The organism is Acidovorax sp. Root267 (assembly GCF_001429215.1).
Classification (GTDB): domain Bacteria; phylum Pseudomonadota; class Gammaproteobacteria; order Burkholderiales; family Burkholderiaceae_C; genus Acidovorax; species Acidovorax radicis.
Map to the genome: position 1 here is coordinate 184,071 of NZ_LMJC01000012.1, position 20,232 is coordinate 204,302.

Here is a 20,232-nt window from a genome sequence, read left to right on the forward strand (position 1 = left end):
GGTTCAGACGCCCTGGCGGCTCACGCCGTCAGGCAGCACAGCAGACGGTGCGGGCGACGATGCCGCCGGTGCAGACGTTGGCCCAGCATCCGCAGGCGGGCGCGCTGCGGGTGGTCGGCCTTGCACCGATGCCTGGCGCAGTGCTTCGCGGCGGCCCTTCCACCACGGCACCACATGGCTCTCCCACAGGCCCGCCAGGCCCATGGGGAAAGCCATGGTCACGCCGATGAAAAGCCCGGCCATGAGGAACAGCCACAGCTCGGGAAAGCTCTCCGAAAAATACGTCTTGCCCGCGTTCACCAGCAAGGTGCCATACACCGCGCCCACCAGGCTCATGCGCCCGCCCACGGCGGCGTAGATCACCATCTCGATGGACGGCACGATGCCTACAAAACTGGGCGACATGAAGCCCACCTGCAGCGAGAACATGGCGCCCCCGATGCCCGACAGCGCGGCGGCCAGGCAGAAGGTAAAGACCTTGAAATTGGCCACGTCGTAGCCCGAAAAGCGCACGCGGTCTTCCTTGTCGCGCATGGCCAGCAGCAGCGTGCCCACCTTGCCGGTCTGTATCCAGCGGCACAGGATGATGGAGCCGATGAGCAGCGCCACACACACGTAGTACAGGATGTATTTGGCGCTGTCGGTGCGCGTGTCCCAGCCCCACAGGGTCTTCAGATCCGTCATACCGTTCACGCCACCGGTGTAGCCCTGCTGGCCGATGATGAGCACCGTCAGAATCAGCGCCACGGCCTGCGTGATGATGGCGAAATACACACCGCCCACGCGGCGCTTGAACATCGCAAAGCTGATGATCCAGGCCAGCAGCGTGGGCACGACGATGACCGCCGCCAGCGCAAACGGCAGGCTCTTGAACGGAATCCAGAAGCTGGGCAGTTCGGTGATCTGGTTCCAGTCCATGAAGTCTGGAATGCCGGGCGTGGACTGGATCTTGGTGCTGATGGGGTCGGAGGCTTCGAGCTTGAGGAACATGGCCATGGCATAGCCCCCCAGGCCAAAGAACACGCCCTGCCCCAGGCTGAGCACGCCACCGTAGCCCCACACCATCACGAGGCCGATAGCGACGAACGCATAGGTGAGGTACTTGCCCACCAGGTTCAGCCGAAAGATGTCGAGTGCCAGCGGCAGCACCACGGCGAGCAGCACGGTGAGCAGTACCAGGCTGGCGAGCTGGTAGCGCAGGATCCAGGCTTTGAGGGCGTTCATGCGGAGACTCCGGTGGGCTCGAAGGAAATGGACAGTTGAGCGAATTTCATCGGCGAACTTTGGAGGCGAACAAGCCCTGTGGCCGCACCATCAGGATCAGCACGATCAGCGACAGCGTGATCATCTTGGCCATGGAGCCCGCCATGAAGAACTCGGTGATCGACTGCGTTTGCGCAATCCCGAAGGCCGACACCACAGTGCCCAGCAGGCTGGCCGCGCCGCCAAACGTCACCACCAGGAAGGCGTCCACGATGTAGAGCGAGCCCGACGTGGGGCCGGTGGAACCGATGGTGGTAAACGCCGCGCCCGCCACCCCGGCAATGCCACAGCCAATGGCAAAGGTCAGGCGGTCGGTCTTCTGGGTGTCGATGCCGATGGCGTTGGCCATGACGCGGTTGCTCACCGTGGCGCGCACCCGCAGACCCCAGCGGCTTCTGTGCAGGGCCAGCAGCACGCCCCCTGTGACCACTGCCGTCAGCGCCAGCACAAACAGGCCATTGATCGGGATGTCCAGCCCCTCGGCGGGCGCCCACGAACCCAGCAGCCAGTCGGGCAAGGTCGGGCTGACCTCCTTGGGGCCGATGAAGGTGCGAAACGATTGCTGCAGGGCCAGGCTGATGCCCCAGGTGGCCAGCAGGGTGTCGAGCGGGCGCTTGTACAGGTGGCGGATCAGTCCCCACTCCACCAGCCAGCCCGCCACAAACGCAAAGCCGAAGGCCGCCACGATGGCCAGCGGAAAGTAATACGGAATCATTTGCGGCGCATGGTTGGCCGCGAGGGTGGAGCCCAGGTAGATCGTGTAGGCGCCGATGGTCATGAACTCGCCATGGGCCATGTTGATCACGCCCATCTGCCCAAAGATGATGGCCAGCCCCAGCCCCATGAGCAGCAGCACGGCAAACAGGCTCAGCCCCGCAAAGCCCTGCATCAGGCCGATGTTCATCATTTCGGAAAAGGTCATGTGCAGCTCCTGCCTGGCGCGGCTGTGGAAGATGGACGGCGGGTGGCATTGGGCATCCCCTTGCGAGGGACACTGAGGAAAGGCCGCCCCTCCCCGAGGATGTCGTCTCCCTCCCGCGCAGCGAGAGAGGGGTGAGGCGGCGCAAGCCGCTCAGGGGGTGCCTTCTTACTGATATCCCTTGGGGAATGGGTCGGGCTTGATCAGCGCAGGCGACTCGGACACCACCTTGAACGAGGCGTCCGGCATGCCCATGGCGATGCGCGACTTGCTCCAGAGGTGGTGGTTAGCGTCCACCTTCACATAGCCCTCAGGCGCGGTGGTCAGCTCAATGCCGGGCGATGCGGCCACCACCTTGTCCACGTCAAAGCTCTTGGCTTTTTCAACCGCGGCCTTCCACAGCCAGGGGCCCAGGTAGCCCGCCTGCGTCACGTCGCCAATCACGGCGTCCTTGCCGTACTTGGCCTTGAAGGCAGCCACAAACTTCTTGTTGTTCTCGTTGTCGAGTGACTGGAAGTACTTCATCGACGAGTAGAACCCGTTGAAGTTCTCGCCGCCCACGCCGGTCATTTCGTCTTCGGTGACCGACAGCGTGACCAGCAGCTGCTTGTCGCCCGTGATGCCCGCGGCCTTGAGCGCCTTGTAGAACGCCACGTTGGAGCCGCCCACCACCGCCACAAACAGGCAATCGGGCTTTTGCACCTTGATCTTGTTCATCAGCGAGCCGAAGTTGGTGCTGCCCAGCGGGTAGTACTCCTCGCCGACGACCTTGCCCTTCTGGAAGTTCTCGATGTGCTTGCGCGCAATCTTCATCGAGGTGCGGGGCCAGATGTAGTCGGAGCCGATGAGGAAGAAGGTCTTGGCCTTCTTCTCGGTCTTGGCCCATTCCAGGCTGTACAGAATCTGCTGGGTGGCTTCCTGGCCGGTGTAGATCACGTTCTTGGATTGCTCCAGGCCTTCATAGAACGTGGGGTAGTAGAGCAGGCCGTTTTCTTTCTCGAACACCGGCAGCACTGCCTTGCGCGAGGCGCTGGTCCAGCAGCCAAACACGGCGGCACAGCGGTCGTTGATGAGCAGCTTTTTGGACTTCTCGGCAAACGTGGGCCAGTCGGAGGCGCCGTCTTCCTTGATGACCTTGATCTTGCGGCCCAGCACACCGCCCATGGCGTTGATCTGGTCAATGGCGAGTTGCTCGGCCTGGATGGAGCCCGTTTCGGAAATCGCCATGGTGCCGGTGGCGGAGTGCAGCTGGCCCACGGTGACTTCAGTGTCGGTGATGGCCAGCTTGGTGGTGTTGACCTGCGCAGTGGGCTGGCCAAAAGACCAAGCAGGCAGGCCCGCCACGGATGCGGCGCCCAGCGCCTGCAGGATGCGACGGCGGCCGGGTTCAGCCTGGGCGGATTCACTAAAGCGGGGGTCGGACGGGTGGCTCATGAAGACGCTCCTTGCAGGATCGGTGTGAATGAAGGGACGGGACGGAAGCGGGTTGTTTGCGCTGTGGAATGAAGGTTAGGGACAACCCTTGAATGCGCCCATACGTCAATTAACGTAGTGCTGCGTACGCATTCCGATGCGAGCCCTGCACAGGGACCTGCACATGGTCCAGTGCAGGGCAATGCGTGCCCATGCAACGCCCCAACGCGGTGCGCGCCTAGAACGCTTCTTGCTTTGTGCTGGGCATGGCCTCACCACATGCACCCGATGCCCAGAGCGCACCACAAACGATTTTTCGTTTCCGGCGCGAGTACAACGCCTGGGTGGCCGACGAGACCATGGAGGACTACGCGCTGCGCTACACGCCCAAGAGCTTTCGGCGCTGGAGCGAATTCCGCGTGGCGAACACGGCGTTTGGTTCGCTGTCGTTCCTTGCGCTGGAGGCCATTGGTGGGGCGATTGCGCTGAACTACGGCTTCAGCAATGCCATGTGGGCCATCCTCACCGTGGGTCTGCTGATCTTTCTGACGGGCCTGCCCATTGCCTACTATGCAGCGCGCTATGGGCTGGACATGGACCTGCTCACGCGGGGCGCAGGTTTTGGCTACCTGGGCTCCACCATCACGTCGCTGATCTACGCGGTGTTCACCTTCATCTTCTTTGCGCTGGAGGCGGCCATCATGGCGCTGGCGCTGCAGATGGTGGTGGAGTGGCCGCTGGAGTGGTGCTACATCGCGTCGTCGCTGGTGGTCCTGCCGCTGGCCATGCGCGGAATCACGCTTATATCGCGCCTGCAGGCCTGGACGCAGCCGCTGTGGCTGTTCTTGCTGCTGCTGCCCTTTGTGTGGATTGCGCTGGCCCAGCCCCAGCTGTACCGCGACTTTGCGGGACTGTCGGGCCTCAAGAGCGGCAGCAGCCAGTTCGACCCGCTCATGTTTGGTGCAGCCGCGGCGGTGATCTTTTCACTGGTGGTGCAGATTGGCGAGCAAGTGGACTTTTTGCGCTTTCTGCCCGAGCGCACTGCCGCCAACCGCCTGCGCTGGTGGGGCGCGGTGCTGGTGGCGGGGCCGGGCTGGGTGGTGATGGGCATGCTCAAGATGGCGGGTGGGGCCTTTCTGGCGTTTGCCGCGCTGCAGTTCGAGGTGGGCGCCCAGCGCGCGGCCGAGCCCACGCAGATGTTCCTCGCAGGCTTTCACCAGGTCATGCAGGCGCTGGGCCTGCCGGGCCTGGCGGTGGCCGTGACGGTGGTGTTTGTGGTGGTCTCTCAGATCAAGATCAACCTCACCAACGCCTACGCGGGCTCGCTGGCGTGGTCCAACTTTTTTGCGCGCGTGACCCGCAGCCACCCCGGGCGCGTGGTGTGGCTGGTGTTCAACGTGTTGATTGCCACCTTGCTGATGACGCTCGGGGTGTTTGGCGCGCTGGAGAAAGTGCTGGCTGTGTACAGCAACGTGGCCATTGCCTGGGTGGGAGCGCTGGTGGCCGACCTCGTCATCAACAAGCCGCTGGGTCTGTCGCCCAAAGGCATCGAGTTTCGGCGCGCGCACCTGTATGACTTCAACCCCGTGGGCCTGGGCGCCATGGTGCTGGCAGCCACGGTGGCCTGCTGTGCCTATGCAGGGCTGCTGGGCGAAGAAGCGGCCGCGTTTTCGCCCTTCATTGCGCTGGTGCTGTCGATGGCGCTGGCGCCGCTGCTGGCCTGGCTGACGCAGGGCCGCTACTACCTGGCGCGCGCTCCGGGCAACGAGTGGCGGCGCGGCGAGATCGTGCGCTGCGCCGTGTGCGAGAACCAGTTCGAATCCGAAGACATGGCGCGCTGTCCGGCCTATGCTGCGCCCATCTGCTCGCTGTGCTGCTCGCTCGAATCGCGCTGCCACGACCGCTGCAAGACCGGCTCGCGCGCCGCCGACCAGTTGCGCAGCGTGGTGGAAGCCTTGCTGCCGCAGCGCTGGGCCATCAAGGTGAACTTTCGCCTGGGGCAGTACCTGATGGTGATGGTGTCGCTGTGCGCGGTGATGGCGTTTCTGGTGGGCGTGGTGTATGTGCAGGAAAGCCTGCAGGCGCCGGTGCCCGGCCAAATGCTACAGATGCCGTTTCTCAAGGTGTTTGCGCTGCTGGCGCTGCTGGCCGCCGTGTGCGCGTGGTGGGTGGTGCTGAGCACCGACAGCCGGCGCATGGCGCAGGATGAATCGGAGCGCCAGACTCAGCTGTTGCTGCAGGAGATCGAGGCGCACAAGCGCACCGATGCCGAGCTGCAGGCCGCCAAGGACCAGGCCGAATCGGCCAGCCTGGCCAAGACGCGCTACGTGGCCGGCATGACGCACGAGCTGCGTTCGCCGCTCAACAGCATCCTCGGCTACACCCAGATCCTGCTCAAGAACCCGCACACCGAGGGCTGGATGCGCGAGACGTTGTCGACCATGCAGCACAGCGGCCAGCACATGCATGCGCTCATCGATGGATCGCTGGAGCTGGCGCGCATCGAGGCGGGGCGCTTGCGGCTGGACATGGCCCCGCTGCCGCTGCCCGAGCTGATCGAGAACATCGAAGCCATGCTGCGCCCGCAGGCCGAGGCCAAGGGCCTGCACTTTGTGGTGGAGACACTGGGCACCATGCCAGGCTGGATACGGGCCGACGCCAAGCGGCTGCGGCAGATTCTGATCAACCTGCTGTCCAACGCCGTGCGGTTTACCGAGCGCGGCGAGGTGCGGCTGCGCATGGACTTTCGCCAGCACGTCTCGCGCATCGAAGTCATCGACACCGGCATCGGCATCGAACCGCAAGACCTGGAGCGCATCTTTGTGCCGTTTGAGCGCGGCAGCGCCGGGCGCCGCGCCAGCGAGGCGGGCACGGGCCTGGGCCTGACCATCACGCACCTGCTTGCCGAACTGATGGGTGGCCAGCTCACGCTGACCAGCACCCCGGGCCAGGGCAGCACCTTTACCGTGCGGCTGTACCTGCCCAGCATTGCGGTAGACCCGGCCTGGACCACGCCCAGCCGCGCCACGCTGCGCCCCGTGATCGGCTACCTGGCGCCCCGGCGCACGCTGCTGGTGGTGGACGACCAGCCCCTGCAGCGCCAGCTGCTGGCCGGCCTGCTGGTGCCCCTGGGTTTTGAGGTGCGCGAGGCCGCCAGCGGGCGCGAATGCATCGAGATCGTGCGCCAGACACCGCCCGACCTGGTGCTGCTCGATATCACCATGGACGACCTGGACGGCTGGCAGACCGCCGCCCTGCTGCGCGAGTTGCGGCCTGCGTCCGAGCTGCCCATCGTGTTCGTTTCGGCCAATCTGTTCGAGCACGAGGCCTCACGATTGGCGGCGCAGCAATGCCAGGCTTTTGTCGGCAAGCCGGTGATCGAATCCGAACTGCTCCAGGCGCTGGAGCACGCGCTGCAGCTGGAATGGGTGCGCGACAACACGCCGCTTGCGCCCAGCCCCGAGCCCGCCGCGGGCCCCGCCAACCCCAACGACACCCCGGCCACGCTGCCCGACGAACTGCGCGAAGACCTGACCCGCCTGGCGCGGTCTGGCCAGGCCGCCGCGCTGCGCGAGCGGCTGCGGCGCGCACGCGGCGATCTGCCCGGCCATGCTGCCACGCTGGCGTTGCTACAGGCCAGTGCCGACCGCTTCGACTTTGAGACCCTGGCCCACCACCTGCGCGAGCCCGAAGAGGGAACCCTATGAACGACGAATCCCATCCAGGCCAGCAGGTCAGCCAGCGCGTGATCCTGGTGGTGGACGACGCACTCGACACCCTGCGCATGCTGTGCGACGCCCTGGCCGCCGAGGGCTACGCCGTGCTGGCCGCGCGCGACGCCGAAGAAGCCCTGCAGCGCTTTGACCTGACCGTGCCCGACGGCGTGCTGCTGGACGCGGTGATGCCCGGCATGGACGGCTTTGCGCTGTGCCGCCAGCTGAAAGCCACACCGCCCTGGTCGCACGTGCCGGTGGTGTTCATGACGGGCTTGTCGGACACCGAGCAGATCCTGCGGGGCTTTGCCAGTGGCGGGGTGGACTATGTGGTCAAGCCCCTGCGCATCCCGGAGGTGCTGGCCCGCCTGGCCACCCATGTGCGCAACGCCCAGGCCACGCGGCTGGCGCGCGAGGCGGTCGACGTGGCCGGGCTGGGCGTGGTGGTGCTGGACGGCCAGGGCCGCGTGGCCTGGCGTTCACCCCAAGCATTGCGCTGGCTGGAAGCCGCCTTTGCCGCCGACCCCGCCCCCGCAGATGCCGCCGCTGCCTGGCTGGTGCGCGCGCAAGCCACCGGCGACCAGACCCTGGCGCTGGCCGACGGCCGCCAGTTGCTGGCCCGCCATCTGGGCGCGAGCGGTCTGGCCGAGTCGATGCTGCTGCTCAGCCGCACCACGCCCGAGGCCACCGCCCCGCGCCACCTGCAGCAGGTCGCGCTGACCCCACGCGAGACCGAGGTGCTGTCCTGGCTGAGCAAGGGCAAGACCAACCGCGACATCGCCGACATCCTGGGCATGAGCCCGCGCACGGTGAACAAGCACCTGGAGCACATTTTTGAAAAGCTGGGGGTGGAGACACGCACCGCCGCTGCGGCCATTGCGGGGCAGTTGTTGCAAGTCTGAGTTCGGATTTTCCGGATGGGCCACACCTGCCCCTATTCCTGCGAGCTGAGCCTGCCAATGCCAGGGCGCTGTTTGCGAACAGCCCTTCGACGGGCTCAGGGCGAACGATTCGTCCGATATTCCTGAGCCAGCGCCACATCAGGTGGTTTATGGTTCAAATTGGCATCTGGCGCTTGTCTGTCGAGATTTTATAGCTATTAAATCAATAGCGAAATATCTTACAACCTCAAACAGACACTGGCGCCATGGCCGACGCCGGCAGGCCGAACAGGTGGTCGAACACCCAGTTGAAAACAAAGGTGTAACAAAGGAAGAACACGATCAGCCCCAGGTCCATCACAAACGCGTGCCACAGGCTGATGCCGAACCACCAGGCAAACAGCGGCACGAGGGTGAAGACCAGCCCGCCTTCAAAACCGATGGCATGCGCCACGCGCCGCGCAACGCTGCGACCGCGCACGGGCTGGCGAGCTTCCCAGCGCTCAAACGCCCAGTTGAAGACGATGTTCCAGACGATGGCAATCACCGAGGCTGCCACGGCCACCACGCTCGAATGGCCCGCACCCTGGCCCGAGAGCAGGGCCAGCCCGGCCGTGGCAGCCGCGATCGCGATCAGCTCGTACAGGCTCACATAGATCAGTCGGCGCTTGAGGCCCTGCAGGCTGAAAAGGGTGGGTTGCTTGTCCATGGGGGTGACTTTATGTGCCTGCAGCTGATATATAAAGTCAGCTTGTTTCAGTTTATTTGATAGATCACACCCATGGCCTTCTCATCCGACAGCGTGCAGGTGTTCCTGGCAGCGCTGGACCACGGCTCTTTTTCGGCGGCGGCGCGGGCGCTGTCGCGGGTGCCGTCGGCCGTGAGCATGACCATTGCCCACCTGGAAGCCGAGCTGGATGTGCAGCTGTTTGACCGCAGCGGCCGCGAGCCCCGGCCCACCGCCGCCGCACGCGCGCTGGAACCGCAGGCCCGGTTGCTCGCCGGGCAGCTGCAGCAGCTCAACGCACAGGCGCTGGCGCTGACGCAGGGCCTGGAAGAGCGGCTGACGCTGGCCATCGCCCCCGAGCTGCTGGCCGCCCGATGGACGGGCCCGCTGGCCACGCTGGCATCGGAATACCCGCTGCTGCAGGTGGAGGTGCTGACTGCCCCGCAGGTGGATGCGCTGGCGCTGCTGCACAGCGGCCGCGCACAGCTGGCGCTGGTGTTCGAGCGGCCCAGCATCGACGGGCGTGAGGGTTTTCAGGAGGTGGGCACCGAAACCCTGGTGGCGGTGATGGCGCCGGACCATGCGGTATTGCAGGGCGCGCGGGCATCAGCCCTGGCCCGGGGCGAGCCGCCTGAGCGCGCCATGCTGCGCGAAGAACACCTGACCACCACGCGCCAGATCGTGGTGGCCAGCCGTGACTTGGCACAGACCGATCCGCGTTTTGTGTTTGCCCGCCACCACTGGCGCACCGACAACCACCTGGCCGCGCTGGGGATGATCGAAGCGGGCCTCGGCTGGGGCTGGCAGCCCCGCGCGCTGGTGCAGCCGCGCATCGAGGCGGGGCGGCTGGTGGAGATGCCGTTTGAGAACCTGAGCAACGGCACCGCACTGTGGGTGGATGTGGTGTGGTCGAAGGAGCGGCCGCTGGGCCTGGGCGCGGCGCGTTTTGTGGCGCTGATGGCCACGGCGGCCAAGGCAGCGGCCCGCTGAGCGTCTCCTGCAAGGCAGACGCTGCCCGCCCGCATGCGGACCCAGAAGGCAAGGGAGCGTTACCGCAAAAGCAAATGCGAATTGTTTGTATTTGCATAGATAATGGCGGCCTTTCATTCGCACCCCGCCCGCGCCCCGTTCAACACGACCTCTCTCCCGTGCGGCGGTTTGCACGGCGCGCGGGAGCAAGCCCCGCCGTTTTCTCTCTCTACCGATCTGCACCATGCATCCCTCGATTCCCCGGCCCGCCCGGCAGGCTGCTACGGCCCGCACCACCCTGGCGCTGTGCGCCTTTACCGCCAGCGCCGCCATGGCCCAGACGGCACCCCCTGTTTCATCGGCTCTACCGACCGACGCCGTCCCCACCAGCCCCGCCCTGTCGGAAGTGCAGGTGCGTGACAGCAGCGCCACCACCGGCTACCAGGGCGCGCAGCGCAACACCGCAGCCACACGCACCGACACGCCGCTGATCGAAACCCCGCAGTCCGTGCGCGTGGTGCCCCAGCAGCTGATGGAAGACCTGGGCGCCACGCGCCTAGCCGACACCGTGGACTATGTGAGCGGCATCACCCGCCTGAACGACTTTGGCGGCACCTGGGACAACTATGCGATCCGTGGCTTCAGCAACACCGACGGCGGCCAGCTGCTCAACGGCTTTGCCTCCAACCGGGGCTATGGTCCACAGCGCGACGTGAGCTCGGTCGAGCGCCTTGAATTTCTCAAAGGCCCGGCGGCCGCGCTGTACGGCAGCAGCGAACCCGGCGGCACGCTCAACATCGTCACCAAAAAGCCGCAATTCACCGCGGCCCACAAGGCGGGCGTGCAGGTGGGCGGCCAGGGCTATCGCCGTGCCACGCTCGACACCACCGGGCCGCTGGGCGCCAACGTGGCCTACCGTCTGAACGTGGCGGCCGAAGATGGCGCCAGCCGCACCGCGCTGGTGGACAACCGCAAGCTGGTGGTGGCCCCGTCCATCACCTGGAACCTGGGCGCCAACACGGTGCTGAACTACGAGGCGGAGTTCATCCGCATCCGCACCCCGCTGGACCGGGGCATCGTGCAGGTGCGCGGCAACGTGGGCGCGCTGCCGTCCGACCGCTACCTGGGCGACCCCAGCCGGGAGAACCTTCATGTCAATGGCGACACGCACCAGCTGACGCTGGACCACGACCTGGGCCAGGGCTGGCGCACGCGCCTGGGCGCGTCGTACCGCGAAACGGACCTGTATGGCCCGGCCATCGACCTCACGGGCGCGCTGGCTGCCGACGGCCGCACCCTAACGCGCCGCGACAGCTGGCGCAGCCTGCCAGCGCGCGATACATCGCTGCAGGGCGAGGTCGAAGGCAAGCTGCAAGCGGGCGGCTTTACCCACACCGTGCTGGCCGGCGTGGAGACCTGGCGCCTGACTGCGGCGCAGGACATCCGCTACTCCAGCCTGGCCAGCCAGCCGTTTGCCATCGACATCTACAACCCGGTCTACAACCAGCCCGTGGGCAACCTCACGCCGGGCTTTGATCTGGTGGACAAGACCCGCGCCACGGGCCTGTTTGTGCAAGACCAGATCGACCTGTCCGAAAAATGGAAGCTGCTGGCCGGCGTGCGTTTTGACCGCTTCCACCAGGACAGCGAAAACCGCCTGACTGCCAGCCGACAGGTGCAGGAGCACTCGGCCGCCACGCCGCGCATAGGGCTGACCTACCTCGTCAACCCGAACACGTCGATTTATGCCTCGGCCGGGCGATCCTTCCGCCCCAATGCGGGCACCGATGAAAGCGGCAAAGCGTTTGACCCACAAAAGGGTCAGGCGCTGGAGCTGGGCGCCAAGTGGCAGTCGGCCGACCAGCGCCTGAACGCGAGCGTGGCGCTGTTCGACATCCGCAAGACCAACGTGCTCACGCGCAGCCCCACCAACGCCAACTTCAGCATCGCCGCGGGCGAAGTGCAAAGCCGCGGCCTGGAGCTGGATGTGGCCGGGCAGATCGACGCGCATTGGCGCATGACGGCCAACTTTGCCTACACCGACACCGAGGTGACCCGCGACAACAACGCCGCGCTGCTGGGCAAGCGCCTGCTTAACGTGCCGCGCGTGAGCGCCGGGCTGTTTGCCATCCGCGAAGACCAGGCGCCCTGGGGCGGCCGCTACGGCGTGGGCGGCGGCCTGGTGCATGTGGGCGAACGCACGGGCACTGCCACCGACACCTACCGCCTGCCGGCCTACACCACGGCGCGCATCACCGGCTACTGGCAGATCGACAAGCGCACGCGGCTGACGCTGGACGTGCACAACCTCTTCAACAAGACCTACACCACCGCCTCGTGGGGCGCGCTCACTGTCATTCCGGGACCGGCACGGCAGGTGGTGGCCGGAGTGCAAGTAGCTTTTTAGGTCAAATTTAGGCCTAGCGCTTGATCCATAAGCGCTATTAGCTACATATTTAATAGCAAACAGGTTCCGCCGCCTGCACGAAGCTGCGGCGCTCGCCGTCCTCGGGCACCCACAGCCGGTGCGCCCAGCCGCCCTGCTCGGCCAGCGCTCGCACCGCCGTGCGGGTGGTGGGGCAGTGGTCCAGCGCCTGCAGGTGGTTGACCACCAGCAGGCCGGGGGTCAACGCCGCGGCCTCGGCCATGTCGGCGGCGTCCATCAGGATCTCTGCGCCCACGTCAAAGCGGGCGCCCCCGGCCGGCAGCACGGCGACATCGGGCCGCAGCTGCGCGAGACACTCGGCCACGCCAGGGGTGAGCATGGTGTCGCCTGCCAGGTACACGCTGGGCTCGCCGGGCAGCTCCAGCAGGTAGCCATGCCCATGCTCCATGAAGCGGCCCACCCAGCCGGGGCCGTGCACACAGGCAATGGGCGTGATGTGGCCGCCCAGCGCAAACGGCTGGCGCACCGCACCTGACAGCGGCAACACGCTGAGGCCCCGCTGCGCCAGGTAGGCCGTATCGCGCGGCATGCAGACCACGGGGATTTGCCGCTCGCGCAGAAAACGCTTGCCCGCGCGGTCCAGGTGGTCAAAGTGGCCGCGCTGGCAGTGGGTGATGAGGGCGTGGGTCACGCGCTCCAGCGCTTCGTCCGTGCCCGCAGGCAGATCAACGATCGGGTTGCGCTGGCGGCCTGCGCCCAGGTAGCGCAGCGCGGGCAAGGTGCCACGGGGCGCGAGCATCGGGTCCACCAGCAGCCCCACGGGGCGGCCTTCTGCGGAGGTGAATTCAAGAAGCAAGGTGGCGTTGCGCAATTGGGTGATCTGCATGGGGTGGGCTCCGAAGCCAGTGGGTGTGCAGTGGATTGTTGGGATTCGAGCGCCCGGCGAGAATGGCCTGTTTTGACAATTTCTTTCCATTTCAAGCCATACCGTCTCGCCGAATGCCCCGTGCCGCCGCCCCACCCCCACCACCCCTGCGCCTGGCACTGCTGCTGTACCCCGGCTGCATGCCCGCAGGCCTCTTTGCCACCGCCGACCTGGCCCGCGCCGCGAACCTGCGCGCGCAGCGCGCGGTCATCACCACCTGCTGGGCCGGTGCAGACCAGCAGCCCGTGCCCACCTGGCAAGGCCCTGCCCTCACGCCCAGCGTGGCCCTGGCGCAGGCCGAGGTGGACGCGGTGCTGGTGCCCGGCCTGTGGCTGTCTTCGCCCGATGGACTGCAGATGCCGCAGCTGCAACAGCAGATCGCGCCCGCCATCGCAGCACTGCGAGCCCTGCCCCGCCGCACCCAGGTGTGGAGCTATTGCGCGGGCGTGGCGCTGGCAGCGGCCAGCGGCCGGATGCGCGGGCGCGGCGCCACGGCCACCTGGTGGCTGCGGGCCCCGCTGCAGCAGCAGTTTGGCGCGGTGCACTGGCGCTTTGACGAGCCTTTGGTGGAAGACGGCCCCATCACCACCGCTGCAGGCGCCAACGGCTACCTACCCCTGATGCTGCACGCGCTGGCAACGCGCCTGGATGCCGCAGCCCTGGCGGATCTGCAGTCGCTGCTGATGCTGCCCCGCCCACGCACGACCCACCCGGCGTTTGCCGGGCACGACCTCATGGCAACGGCCGACGCCGAACTGCGGCGCGCGATGCTGTGGGTGCAGCGTTGCCCCGCCAGCGCCCTGCGCCTGCCCGCGCTGGCCGATGCGCTGGGCCTGTCGCCCCGCACGCTGGCACGGCGGGTGCAGGCGCACACGGGGCTTTCTGCCGCGCACTGGATGCGGCGCATCAAGCTGCGGCAGGTGAGCGAGGCCCTGTGCGACACCCCCCTGCCGCTCAAGCGCATTGCCGAAGACCTGGGCTTTGCCAGCGAGGCGGGCCTGCACCGCGCTTTTCAGCAGGCCACGGGGCAGACGCCGCTGGCCTACCGCATGGCGCACGGCTGAGAAGCTACGAGCGAGTCCGCCACACCCTCGGGCACTTCAGCGCCGGGGGGACGGAGCGAAGTCACGCGCCGCACGTTTTGCGAACCGTTGGCACACCACCGCCGGGGCGCAGTGTTCCAATGGGGCCATCTGCCGCATTGCCCGGAGCCCCCATGCCGTTTCCCCTTGATTCGAGCCAATCCTCCCTGTGGCAGCGCTGCCTGCCCTGGCAACCCGGCCCCGCCGAGCCAGCAACCCAAGGGCGGCGCAGCAAGGCCCCACCGACTGCCGTATCGCTGGAAGATTTCGACCCTGGCGCCAAACCGTTTTCGCTGGGCAGCAAGTCCGAGGACAAGGCGGCGGTCGATGCACTGGCTGCCGAGCTCGACACGCTGCAGAACCTGCTCTACGCAGACAAGCGCCACAAGCTGCTGGTGGTGCTGCAAGGCACCGACACCTCGGGCAAGGACGGCACGATCCGTGGCGTGTTTGGCCGCATGAGCGCCCTGGGCGTGCACGCCGTCGGCTGGAAAGCCCCCACCGAAGCCGAGCGAGCCCACGATTACCTCTGGCGCATCCACCAGCAGGTGCCGCAGGCGGGTGACATCACCGTGTTCAACCGCAGCCACTACGAGGACGTGCTGGTGCCCGTGGTCAACGGCTGGATCACGCCCGCGCAGCACCAGCAGCGGCTGGCGCACATCAACGACTTCGAGCGCATGCTCAGCGAGACGGGCACCATCGTGCTCAAGTTCCTGCTGCACATCGGCTTTGACGAGCAGCGCGAACGGCTGCAGGAGCGCCTGGACGACCCCACCAAGCACTGGAAGTTCAGCATGGGCGATATCGAGGTGCGCAAGCAGTGGGCGCAGTACCAAGATGCCTATGGCACCCTGCTGGCCGCCACCCACACGCCCTGGGCTCCTTGGACCATCGTGCCTTCCAACTCCAAGACCCACCGCAACCTGATGATCGCCACGGTGCTGCGCGATCTGCTGCAGAACCTGGACCTGCGCTACCCCGCCGGCGACCCCGCGCTGGCCCGTTTCACGGTCGAATAACACCTTTGTGCGGCAGTGCACCACGCTGCCTTTTCAGCGCATTCATTAGCCACACTTTTGCTGCAGCGCCGCATTGGGCGGTGTTTTCCCGCGGTTATGCATTATTTGCATAGCGCCCAAACACTACGGCCTTAGACAGCGTGCGGCGGCAGGCATAAGCTTCGCAGCCTGAACTGATCCCACAAGGAATTCACCATGTCTTCACCCACTGGTGCTGCTGGCACCACCCACACCCTGCCCTCGTATCTGCAGGCCGACCACCTCGGCCCCTGGGGCAACTACCTGCAGCAGGTAGACCGCGTCACCCCCTACCTGGGCAGCCTGGCGCGTTGGGTGGAAACGCTCAAGCGCCCCAAGCGCATCCTGATCGTGGACGTACCGATCGAGCTGGACAACGGCACCATCGCCCACTACGAGGGCTACCGCGTGCAGCACAACCTGAGCCGCGGCCCCGGCAAGGGCGGCGTGCGTTTTCACCAGGATGTGACGCTGTCGGAAGTGATGGCCCTGTCGGCCTGGATGTCGGTCAAGAACGCCGCAGTGAACGTGCCCTACGGCGGTGCCAAGGGCGGCATCCGCGTGGACCCCAAGAAGCTCTCGATGGGTGAACTGGAGCGCCTGACGCGCCGCTACACCAGCGAGATCGGCCTGCTGATCGGCCCGTCCAAGGACATCCCCGCACCTGACGTGAACACCAACGGCCAGATCATGGCCTGGATGATGGACACGTATTCGATGAACACCGGCGCCACCGCCACCGGCGTGGTCACCGGCAAGCCCGTGGACCTGGGCGGCTCGCTGGGCCGTGTCGAGGCCACCGGCCGCGGCGTGTACACCGTGGGCGTGGAAGCCGCCAAGCTGACCGGGCTGGCGCTCGACGGCGCCCGCGTGGCGGTGCAGGGCTTTGGCAACGTGGGCGGCATTGCCGCCAAGCTGTTTGCCGAAGCAGGCGCCAAGGTGGTGGCCGTGCAGGACCACACCGGCACCATCTTCAACAGCAAGGGCGTGGATGTGCCCGCGCTGCTGGCGCATGTGAAGACCCGTGGTGGCGTGGGCGGCTTTGCCGGCGCCGATGTGATGAAGGCCGAGGAGTTCTGGGGCGTGGATTGCGAGATCCTGATTCCTGCCGCGCTGGAAGGCCAGATCACCAAGGACAACGCGGGCCAGATCAAGGCCAAGCTCGTGATCGAAGGCGCCAACGGCCCCACGACCACCGAGGCCGACGACATCCTGCACGACAAGGGTGTGCTGGTGCTACCCGACGTGATCGCCAACGCCGGCGGCGTGACGGTGAGCTATTTCGAATGGGTGCAGGACTTCTCCAGTTTCTTCTGGAGCGAGGACGAAATCAACGCGCGCCTGGTGCGCATCATGCAAGAGGCTTTTTCCGGCATCTGGCAAGTAGCCCAGGAGCACAAGGTGAGCCTGCGCACCGCCACCTTCATCGTGGCCTGCCAGCGCATCCTGCATGCGCGCGAAATGCGCGGACTGTATCCGTGATTCCCCCTGTGTCGCCTTCGGCGCCTTCCCCCTGAGGGGGACGCCACCCGTGGCCTGGCAAAGCCAGTTCCACGGTGGCACTGGTCTGGATTGAGCACTCTCCACAGGCCCTGCCGTCATCCGTGTCTCCCGCCCCACCCCGGCGGTAAGTCCCTCACAAAACCGCCAGTGCCGCGATCCGGCCCTGGCGGTTTTTTTGCTTTCATCCGTGCTGGCACACATGCTCTGTGGCGCGGCAGCGACGGTGCTGGAATGCCGTGTGCCGTTGGCTGGTCCAAACCGACCGCACAGACGTGCCAGCAACAACAAGATACGCGTACATACAAATTGTGGCGGCTTGCAACCTGCCCCCATGAAAAACTGGTCGGCCATGCCTTCTCTCGGAGACTTCCGTGGCCCTTCCATCCCTGCGCAGCCTGGTGGTGCGCTTTCTGCTCAGCCGCCTGCGCACGGCACGGTCGGTGGCGCGCCTGGCGTACCGCCGCAATGCCCACAAGCCTGCGCTCATCGACCGGCGTGGCACCCTCACCTACGCACAGCTGCAAGAACGTGTAGAGCGGCTGCAGGCCTGGATGCAGGCGCAGGGCGTGAAGAAGGGCGACGTCGTGTTCACCCTGCTGCCCGAGACCGGCGAACAGTATGAAACCCGGCTCGCCACGTTCGAGAACGGCACCATCTTCGCGAGCTTTCACAAACACCTGCCGGCCGATGCGGCGCTGGCCACCATGGTGCGCGTCAAGCCCGTGGTGCTCATCCACGACCCGCTGCTGAGCGCGCCCATCCTCCAGGCCGTGCGCGAACAACTGCCAGGGATACACCTGCTGGCGCTGGGCGAAGACTACGAGCAGGCGCTGGCGCAGCACGCCCCCGCACCCGGCACGGCCACGCTGCACGAAGACGATATCTTTGCGCTGCACATGACCTCGGGCACCACGGGGCTGCCCAAATCCATCGGCTACAGCAACCGCAAGTACCTCGACAGCGTGCGGCTGATCTCCCGGTCCATCGACTTCCGGCCCCCCGCCAGCCGCCAGGATGTGAACATGCTGGGCTTGCCACTCACGGGGCCGGGTTCCGGCCTGGTGCTGCCCACCTTGCTGGCGGGCGCCACGCTGGTGATGCCGGAAGACTTCAGCGCCGCTACCCTGGCCGCGTTGATCCAGAAGCACCACGTCTCCCGCGCCTTTCTGTCGCCCTCGGCCATCATCGACCTGCTCGACGAGCCCACGCTGGGCCAGTACGACCTCTCGTCCCTCACGCACGTGCCCTACGGTTCCGAGATGATGCCGGCGCCCAAGATCGCTGAGGCCATCCGCCGCTTCGGGCCGATCTTCCAGCAAGGCTACGGTTGCCTGGAGGCGCTGCCGCCCATCACCTGGCTGCTGCCCCACCAGCATGTGGACGCGCAGGGCCAGCCACTGGGCAATGACATCCTCTCCACCGTGGGCCGGGTGATGCCCGGGGTGCAGGTGGTCATCCGCGACGAACAGTTCGCGCCCTTGCCGCTGGGCCAGATGGGCCTCATCACCGTGTTGACACCGGTGCGTTTTGACGGCTACTGGCTCGACCCCGAAAAAACCCAGGAGACGCTGCGCGATGGCTGGGTGGTGATGGGCGATGTGGGTTACTTCGACGCAGCCGGCTACCTCCATGTGCTGGGCCGCAGCGCCGACCGTGTCCTGCGCCATGGGCAGTGGCTCAACCCCCGCGAGGTGGAAGAGGTGGCGCACACGCACCCCGCCGTCAAGGAGGCGTGCCTGGTGCAGCATGGCGCCACGGCCGTGCTGGTGCTGAGCCTGCGCCAGAGCTGGCGCACCGGGCACGACCGGCTGGCGCTGGAGCACGACATTGCCCAATACTTGGCGCACAAGCTGCCCACCGCCCAACAGCCCGACGATGTGCGCATCGTCGAAGAGATCCCCCGCAGCTTCCTCAACAAGATGCTGCGCCGCGAGGTGCGCCTGATGCTAGAGGCAGCCCCGCCCCGCGTGGCCCATGCCCCCGCCACCGCAAGCCCAACGGCGCCTCTTTCGGCCGCGCATCCATGACGGGCCCAGCCACCCGGCTCACGCTGGGCACCAAGCTGAGCTACGCCACCGGCAATGTCGGCCTGCAGATGCTGATTGCCGCCATGAACTTCATGCTCATGATCTTCTACACCGACGTGGCCCTGGTGGCGCCCGCCGTGGCGGGTGCGGCCCTGCTGGTGGGCAAGGTGTGGGACACCGTCAACGATCCGCTTTTTGGCTGGGTGACCGACCGCACACGCTCGCGCCATGGCCGCCACCGGGTCTACCTGATCTACGGCGCGCTCCCGCTCGGCGTGGCGGCGGCAGCTGTATGGATGATGCCGCCGGGCCTCAGCCCCTGGGCCGCCTTCCTGTGGATCGCCCTGACCTACACGGTGTTCGACACGCTCATGACCCTGGTGCAGCTGCCCTACCAGGCCATGGCCGCCAACATGACCCGCGACTACGACGAGCGCACCAGCCTCACAGCCTACGCGTCAATGGGCGCCCTGCTGGGGTTTTTTGCGGGCAGCGTGTTCATGCCGATGCTGGTCCGGGCAGCGCCGGACGCCCGCACGGGCTATGCGCTGGCGGGCTCGTGCTTCGGGCTGGTCGCAGGCGTGGCGATGGCCGTGGTGGCCTGGCGCGTGCGCGAACCAGCGGGCGATCCGGTGCGGCCCGCCGACGCCGATAGCCCCGCGATGTGGGAGTCCGTGCGCGAAACCTTGCGGACCACGCTGCACAACCGCCCCTTCCTGATGCTCATGTCCGCCGCAACGCTGGTGCGCCTGGGCCTGACGCTGGTGCAGGCCTCGCTCGCATATTTCGTGATCTACCAGCTGCAGGGTGACAAGGGCGACCTGCCCCGCTTCATGGGCACCCTGCTGGGCGTGGTGGGCCTGTCGCTCTTCGTATGGAAGCGCGTGGTGGACCGCTGGGAAAAGAACCTGGCCTACATCCTGGGCCTGGTGTTCTGCGCGGCCGGGCTGGTGGCGCTGTACTGGGTGGGCCCGGGTGACCAGCGCCTGGTCACGGCCATCTTGGTGGTGGTCGGTATCGGCATGGGTTCGCACTGGATCGTGCCTTTTGCCATGGTGCCCGACACCATCGACCACGGCCACATGCAGACCGGCGAGCGCAAGACCGGCATGTACTACGGCCTGTATGGCCTGATGGACAAACTGGCGCGCACGCTGGCCACCGTGCTGGTGGCAGGCATGCTGGACCTGACGGGCTACGTACCCAACGTGGCGCAGTCCGCCACGGCGCTGCAGGGCATCACGCTGATGACGGGCATCCTGCCAGCGGTGTGCCTGGTGCTGGCGATTCCGCTGCTGGTGGCCTATCCGATCACCCGATCGCGCCACGCAGAGATCTTGCGCCACAGTGGCACGCCCTGAGAACCTGCAGACGACCGGGCGTG

The 20,232-nt window shown here is 66.5% G+C and carries 14 protein-coding genes; 9 read left to right on the forward strand and 5 right to left on the reverse strand.

The features are described from left to right. Positions 1–3: 3 nt before the first annotated feature. The 3 genes from urtC to urtA all read right to left on the reverse strand — a co-directional run bounded on the left by urtC (position 4) and on the right by urtA (position 3,616). Entirely contained in the window at positions 4–1,224 is a 1,221-nt protein-coding gene (urtC, locus tag ASE39_RS10400) for an urea ABC transporter permease subunit UrtC (RefSeq protein ID WP_057271078.1), read from the reverse strand. Positions 1,225–1,270: 46 nt separating this feature from the next. Next, entirely contained in the window at positions 1,271–2,185 is a 915-nt protein-coding gene (urtB, locus tag ASE39_RS10405; RefSeq protein ID WP_057271079.1) for an urea ABC transporter permease subunit UrtB, read from the reverse strand. A 165-nt stretch (positions 2,186–2,350) separates the two neighbouring features. Next, complete coding sequence (gene urtA / locus ASE39_RS10410) at positions 2,351–3,616, reverse strand: urea ABC transporter substrate-binding protein (RefSeq protein ID WP_057271080.1); 1,266 nt, start codon at positions 3,614–3,616, stop codon at positions 2,351–2,353. A 245-nt stretch (positions 3,617–3,861) separates the two neighbouring features. Here urtA and ASE39_RS10415 point away from each other — a divergent pair, with 245 nt between their 5' ends. Together ASE39_RS10415 and ASE39_RS10420 are read left to right on the forward strand one after the other, a co-directional pair. Further along, positions 3,862–7,302 (forward strand): ATP-binding protein, encoded by a 3,441-nt coding sequence (locus tag ASE39_RS10415; protein WP_057271081.1) that lies wholly within the window; start codon positions 3,862–3,864, stop codon positions 7,300–7,302. Then, positions 7,299–8,210: a response regulator gene (locus ASE39_RS10420; protein WP_057271082.1), complete on the forward strand. Its 912-nt coding sequence runs from the start codon at positions 7,299–7,301 to the stop codon at positions 8,208–8,210. The genes ASE39_RS10415 and ASE39_RS10420 overlap by 4 nt, the downstream gene beginning before the upstream one ends. A gap of 226 nt (positions 8,211–8,436) precedes the next feature. On the opposite strand, the gene ASE39_RS10425 is transcribed toward ASE39_RS10420, so the two are convergent. Beyond that, a complete protein-coding gene (locus ASE39_RS10425; protein WP_057271083.1) occupies positions 8,437–8,898 on the reverse strand; it encodes a PACE efflux transporter in 462 nt (153 codons plus the stop codon). Positions 8,899–8,970: 72 nt separating this feature from the next. On the opposite strand from ASE39_RS10425, the gene ASE39_RS10430 reads away from it, so the two are divergent. Further along, positions 8,971–9,906 carry a LysR family transcriptional regulator gene (locus ASE39_RS10430; protein WP_057228078.1) on the forward strand — a complete coding sequence of 312 codons (936 nt, stop codon included), beginning with the start codon at positions 8,971–8,973 and terminating at the stop codon, positions 9,904–9,906. Positions 9,907–10,129: 223 nt separating this feature from the next. Continuing rightward, positions 10,130–12,292 (forward strand): TonB-dependent siderophore receptor, encoded by a 2,163-nt coding sequence (locus ASE39_RS10435; RefSeq protein ID WP_057271084.1) that lies wholly within the window; start codon positions 10,130–10,132, stop codon positions 12,290–12,292. 49 nt (positions 12,293–12,341) lie between these two features. On the opposite strand, the gene ASE39_RS10440 is transcribed toward ASE39_RS10435, so the two are convergent. After that, complete coding sequence (locus tag ASE39_RS10440) at positions 12,342–13,157, reverse strand: MBL fold metallo-hydrolase (protein ID WP_057271085.1); 816 nt, start codon at positions 13,155–13,157, stop codon at positions 12,342–12,344. Positions 13,158–13,270: 113 nt separating this feature from the next. On the opposite strand from ASE39_RS10440, the gene ASE39_RS10445 reads away from it, so the two are divergent. The 5 genes from ASE39_RS10445 to ASE39_RS10465 all read left to right on the forward strand — a co-directional run bounded on the left by ASE39_RS10445 (position 13,271) and on the right by ASE39_RS10465 (position 20,209). Then, positions 13,271–14,260 carry a helix-turn-helix domain-containing protein gene (locus ASE39_RS10445; protein WP_057271086.1) on the forward strand — a complete coding sequence of 330 codons (990 nt, stop codon included), beginning with the start codon at positions 13,271–13,273 and terminating at the stop codon, positions 14,258–14,260. Positions 14,261–14,412: 152 nt separating this feature from the next. Beyond that, on the forward strand, positions 14,413–15,300 hold the full coding sequence (locus tag ASE39_RS10450; RefSeq protein WP_057271087.1) for a PPK2 family polyphosphate kinase: 888 nt from the start codon (positions 14,413–14,415) through the stop codon (positions 15,298–15,300). 195 nt (positions 15,301–15,495) lie between these two features. Beyond that, the gene (locus tag ASE39_RS10455; protein WP_057271088.1) at positions 15,496–16,800 is read left to right on the forward strand and encodes a Glu/Leu/Phe/Val dehydrogenase; all 1,305 of its coding nucleotides are present in this window, start codon (positions 15,496–15,498) and stop codon (positions 16,798–16,800) included. A gap of 392 nt (positions 16,801–17,192) precedes the next feature. Then, positions 17,193–18,848 (forward strand): class I adenylate-forming enzyme family protein, encoded by a 1,656-nt coding sequence (locus ASE39_RS10460; RefSeq protein ID WP_057271089.1) that lies wholly within the window; start codon positions 17,193–17,195, stop codon positions 18,846–18,848. Then, complete coding sequence (locus ASE39_RS10465) at positions 18,845–20,209, forward strand: glycoside-pentoside-hexuronide (GPH):cation symporter (RefSeq protein ID WP_057271090.1); 1,365 nt, start codon at positions 18,845–18,847, stop codon at positions 20,207–20,209. Before ASE39_RS10460 ends, ASE39_RS10465 begins: the two co-directional genes overlap by 4 nt. Positions 20,210–20,232 lie beyond the last annotated feature (23 nt).

What these genes read in the sequence shown, in the direction of transcription:
- ASE39_RS10455 (WP_057271088.1), top strand. Translation starts at nt 15,496, where the DNA reads ATGTCTTCACCCACTGGTGCTGCTGGCACCACCCACACCCTGCCCTCG.
- ASE39_RS10440 (WP_057271085.1), bottom strand. Translation starts at nt 13,157, where the DNA reads ATGCAGATCACCCAATTGCGCAACGCCACCTTGCTTCTTGAATTCACC.
- ASE39_RS10445 (WP_057271086.1), top strand. Translation starts at nt 13,271, where the DNA reads ATGCCCCGTGCCGCCGCCCCACCCCCACCACCCCTGCGCCTGGCACTG.
- ASE39_RS10450 (WP_057271087.1), top strand. Translation starts at nt 14,413, where the DNA reads ATGCCGTTTCCCCTTGATTCGAGCCAATCCTCCCTGTGGCAGCGCTGC.
- ASE39_RS10425 (WP_057271083.1), bottom strand. Translation starts at nt 8,898, where the DNA reads ATGGACAAGCAACCCACCCTTTTCAGCCTGCAGGGCCTCAAGCGCCGA.
- urtA (WP_057271080.1), bottom strand. Translation starts at nt 3,616, where the DNA reads ATGAGCCACCCGTCCGACCCCCGCTTTAGTGAATCCGCCCAGGCTGAA.
- urtB (WP_057271079.1), bottom strand. Translation starts at nt 2,185, where the DNA reads ATGACCTTTTCCGAAATGATGAACATCGGCCTGATGCAGGGCTTTGCG.
- ASE39_RS10435 (WP_057271084.1), top strand. Translation starts at nt 10,130, where the DNA reads ATGCATCCCTCGATTCCCCGGCCCGCCCGGCAGGCTGCTACGGCCCGC.
- urtC (WP_057271078.1), bottom strand. Translation starts at nt 1,224, where the DNA reads ATGAACGCCCTCAAAGCCTGGATCCTGCGCTACCAGCTCGCCAGCCTG.
- ASE39_RS10415 (WP_057271081.1), top strand. Translation starts at nt 3,862, where the DNA reads ATGGCCTCACCACATGCACCCGATGCCCAGAGCGCACCACAAACGATT.
- ASE39_RS10420 (WP_057271082.1), top strand. Translation starts at nt 7,299, where the DNA reads ATGAACGACGAATCCCATCCAGGCCAGCAGGTCAGCCAGCGCGTGATC.
- ASE39_RS10430 (WP_057228078.1), top strand. Translation starts at nt 8,971, where the DNA reads ATGGCCTTCTCATCCGACAGCGTGCAGGTGTTCCTGGCAGCGCTGGAC.
- ASE39_RS10465 (WP_057271090.1), top strand. Translation starts at nt 18,845, where the DNA reads ATGACGGGCCCAGCCACCCGGCTCACGCTGGGCACCAAGCTGAGCTAC.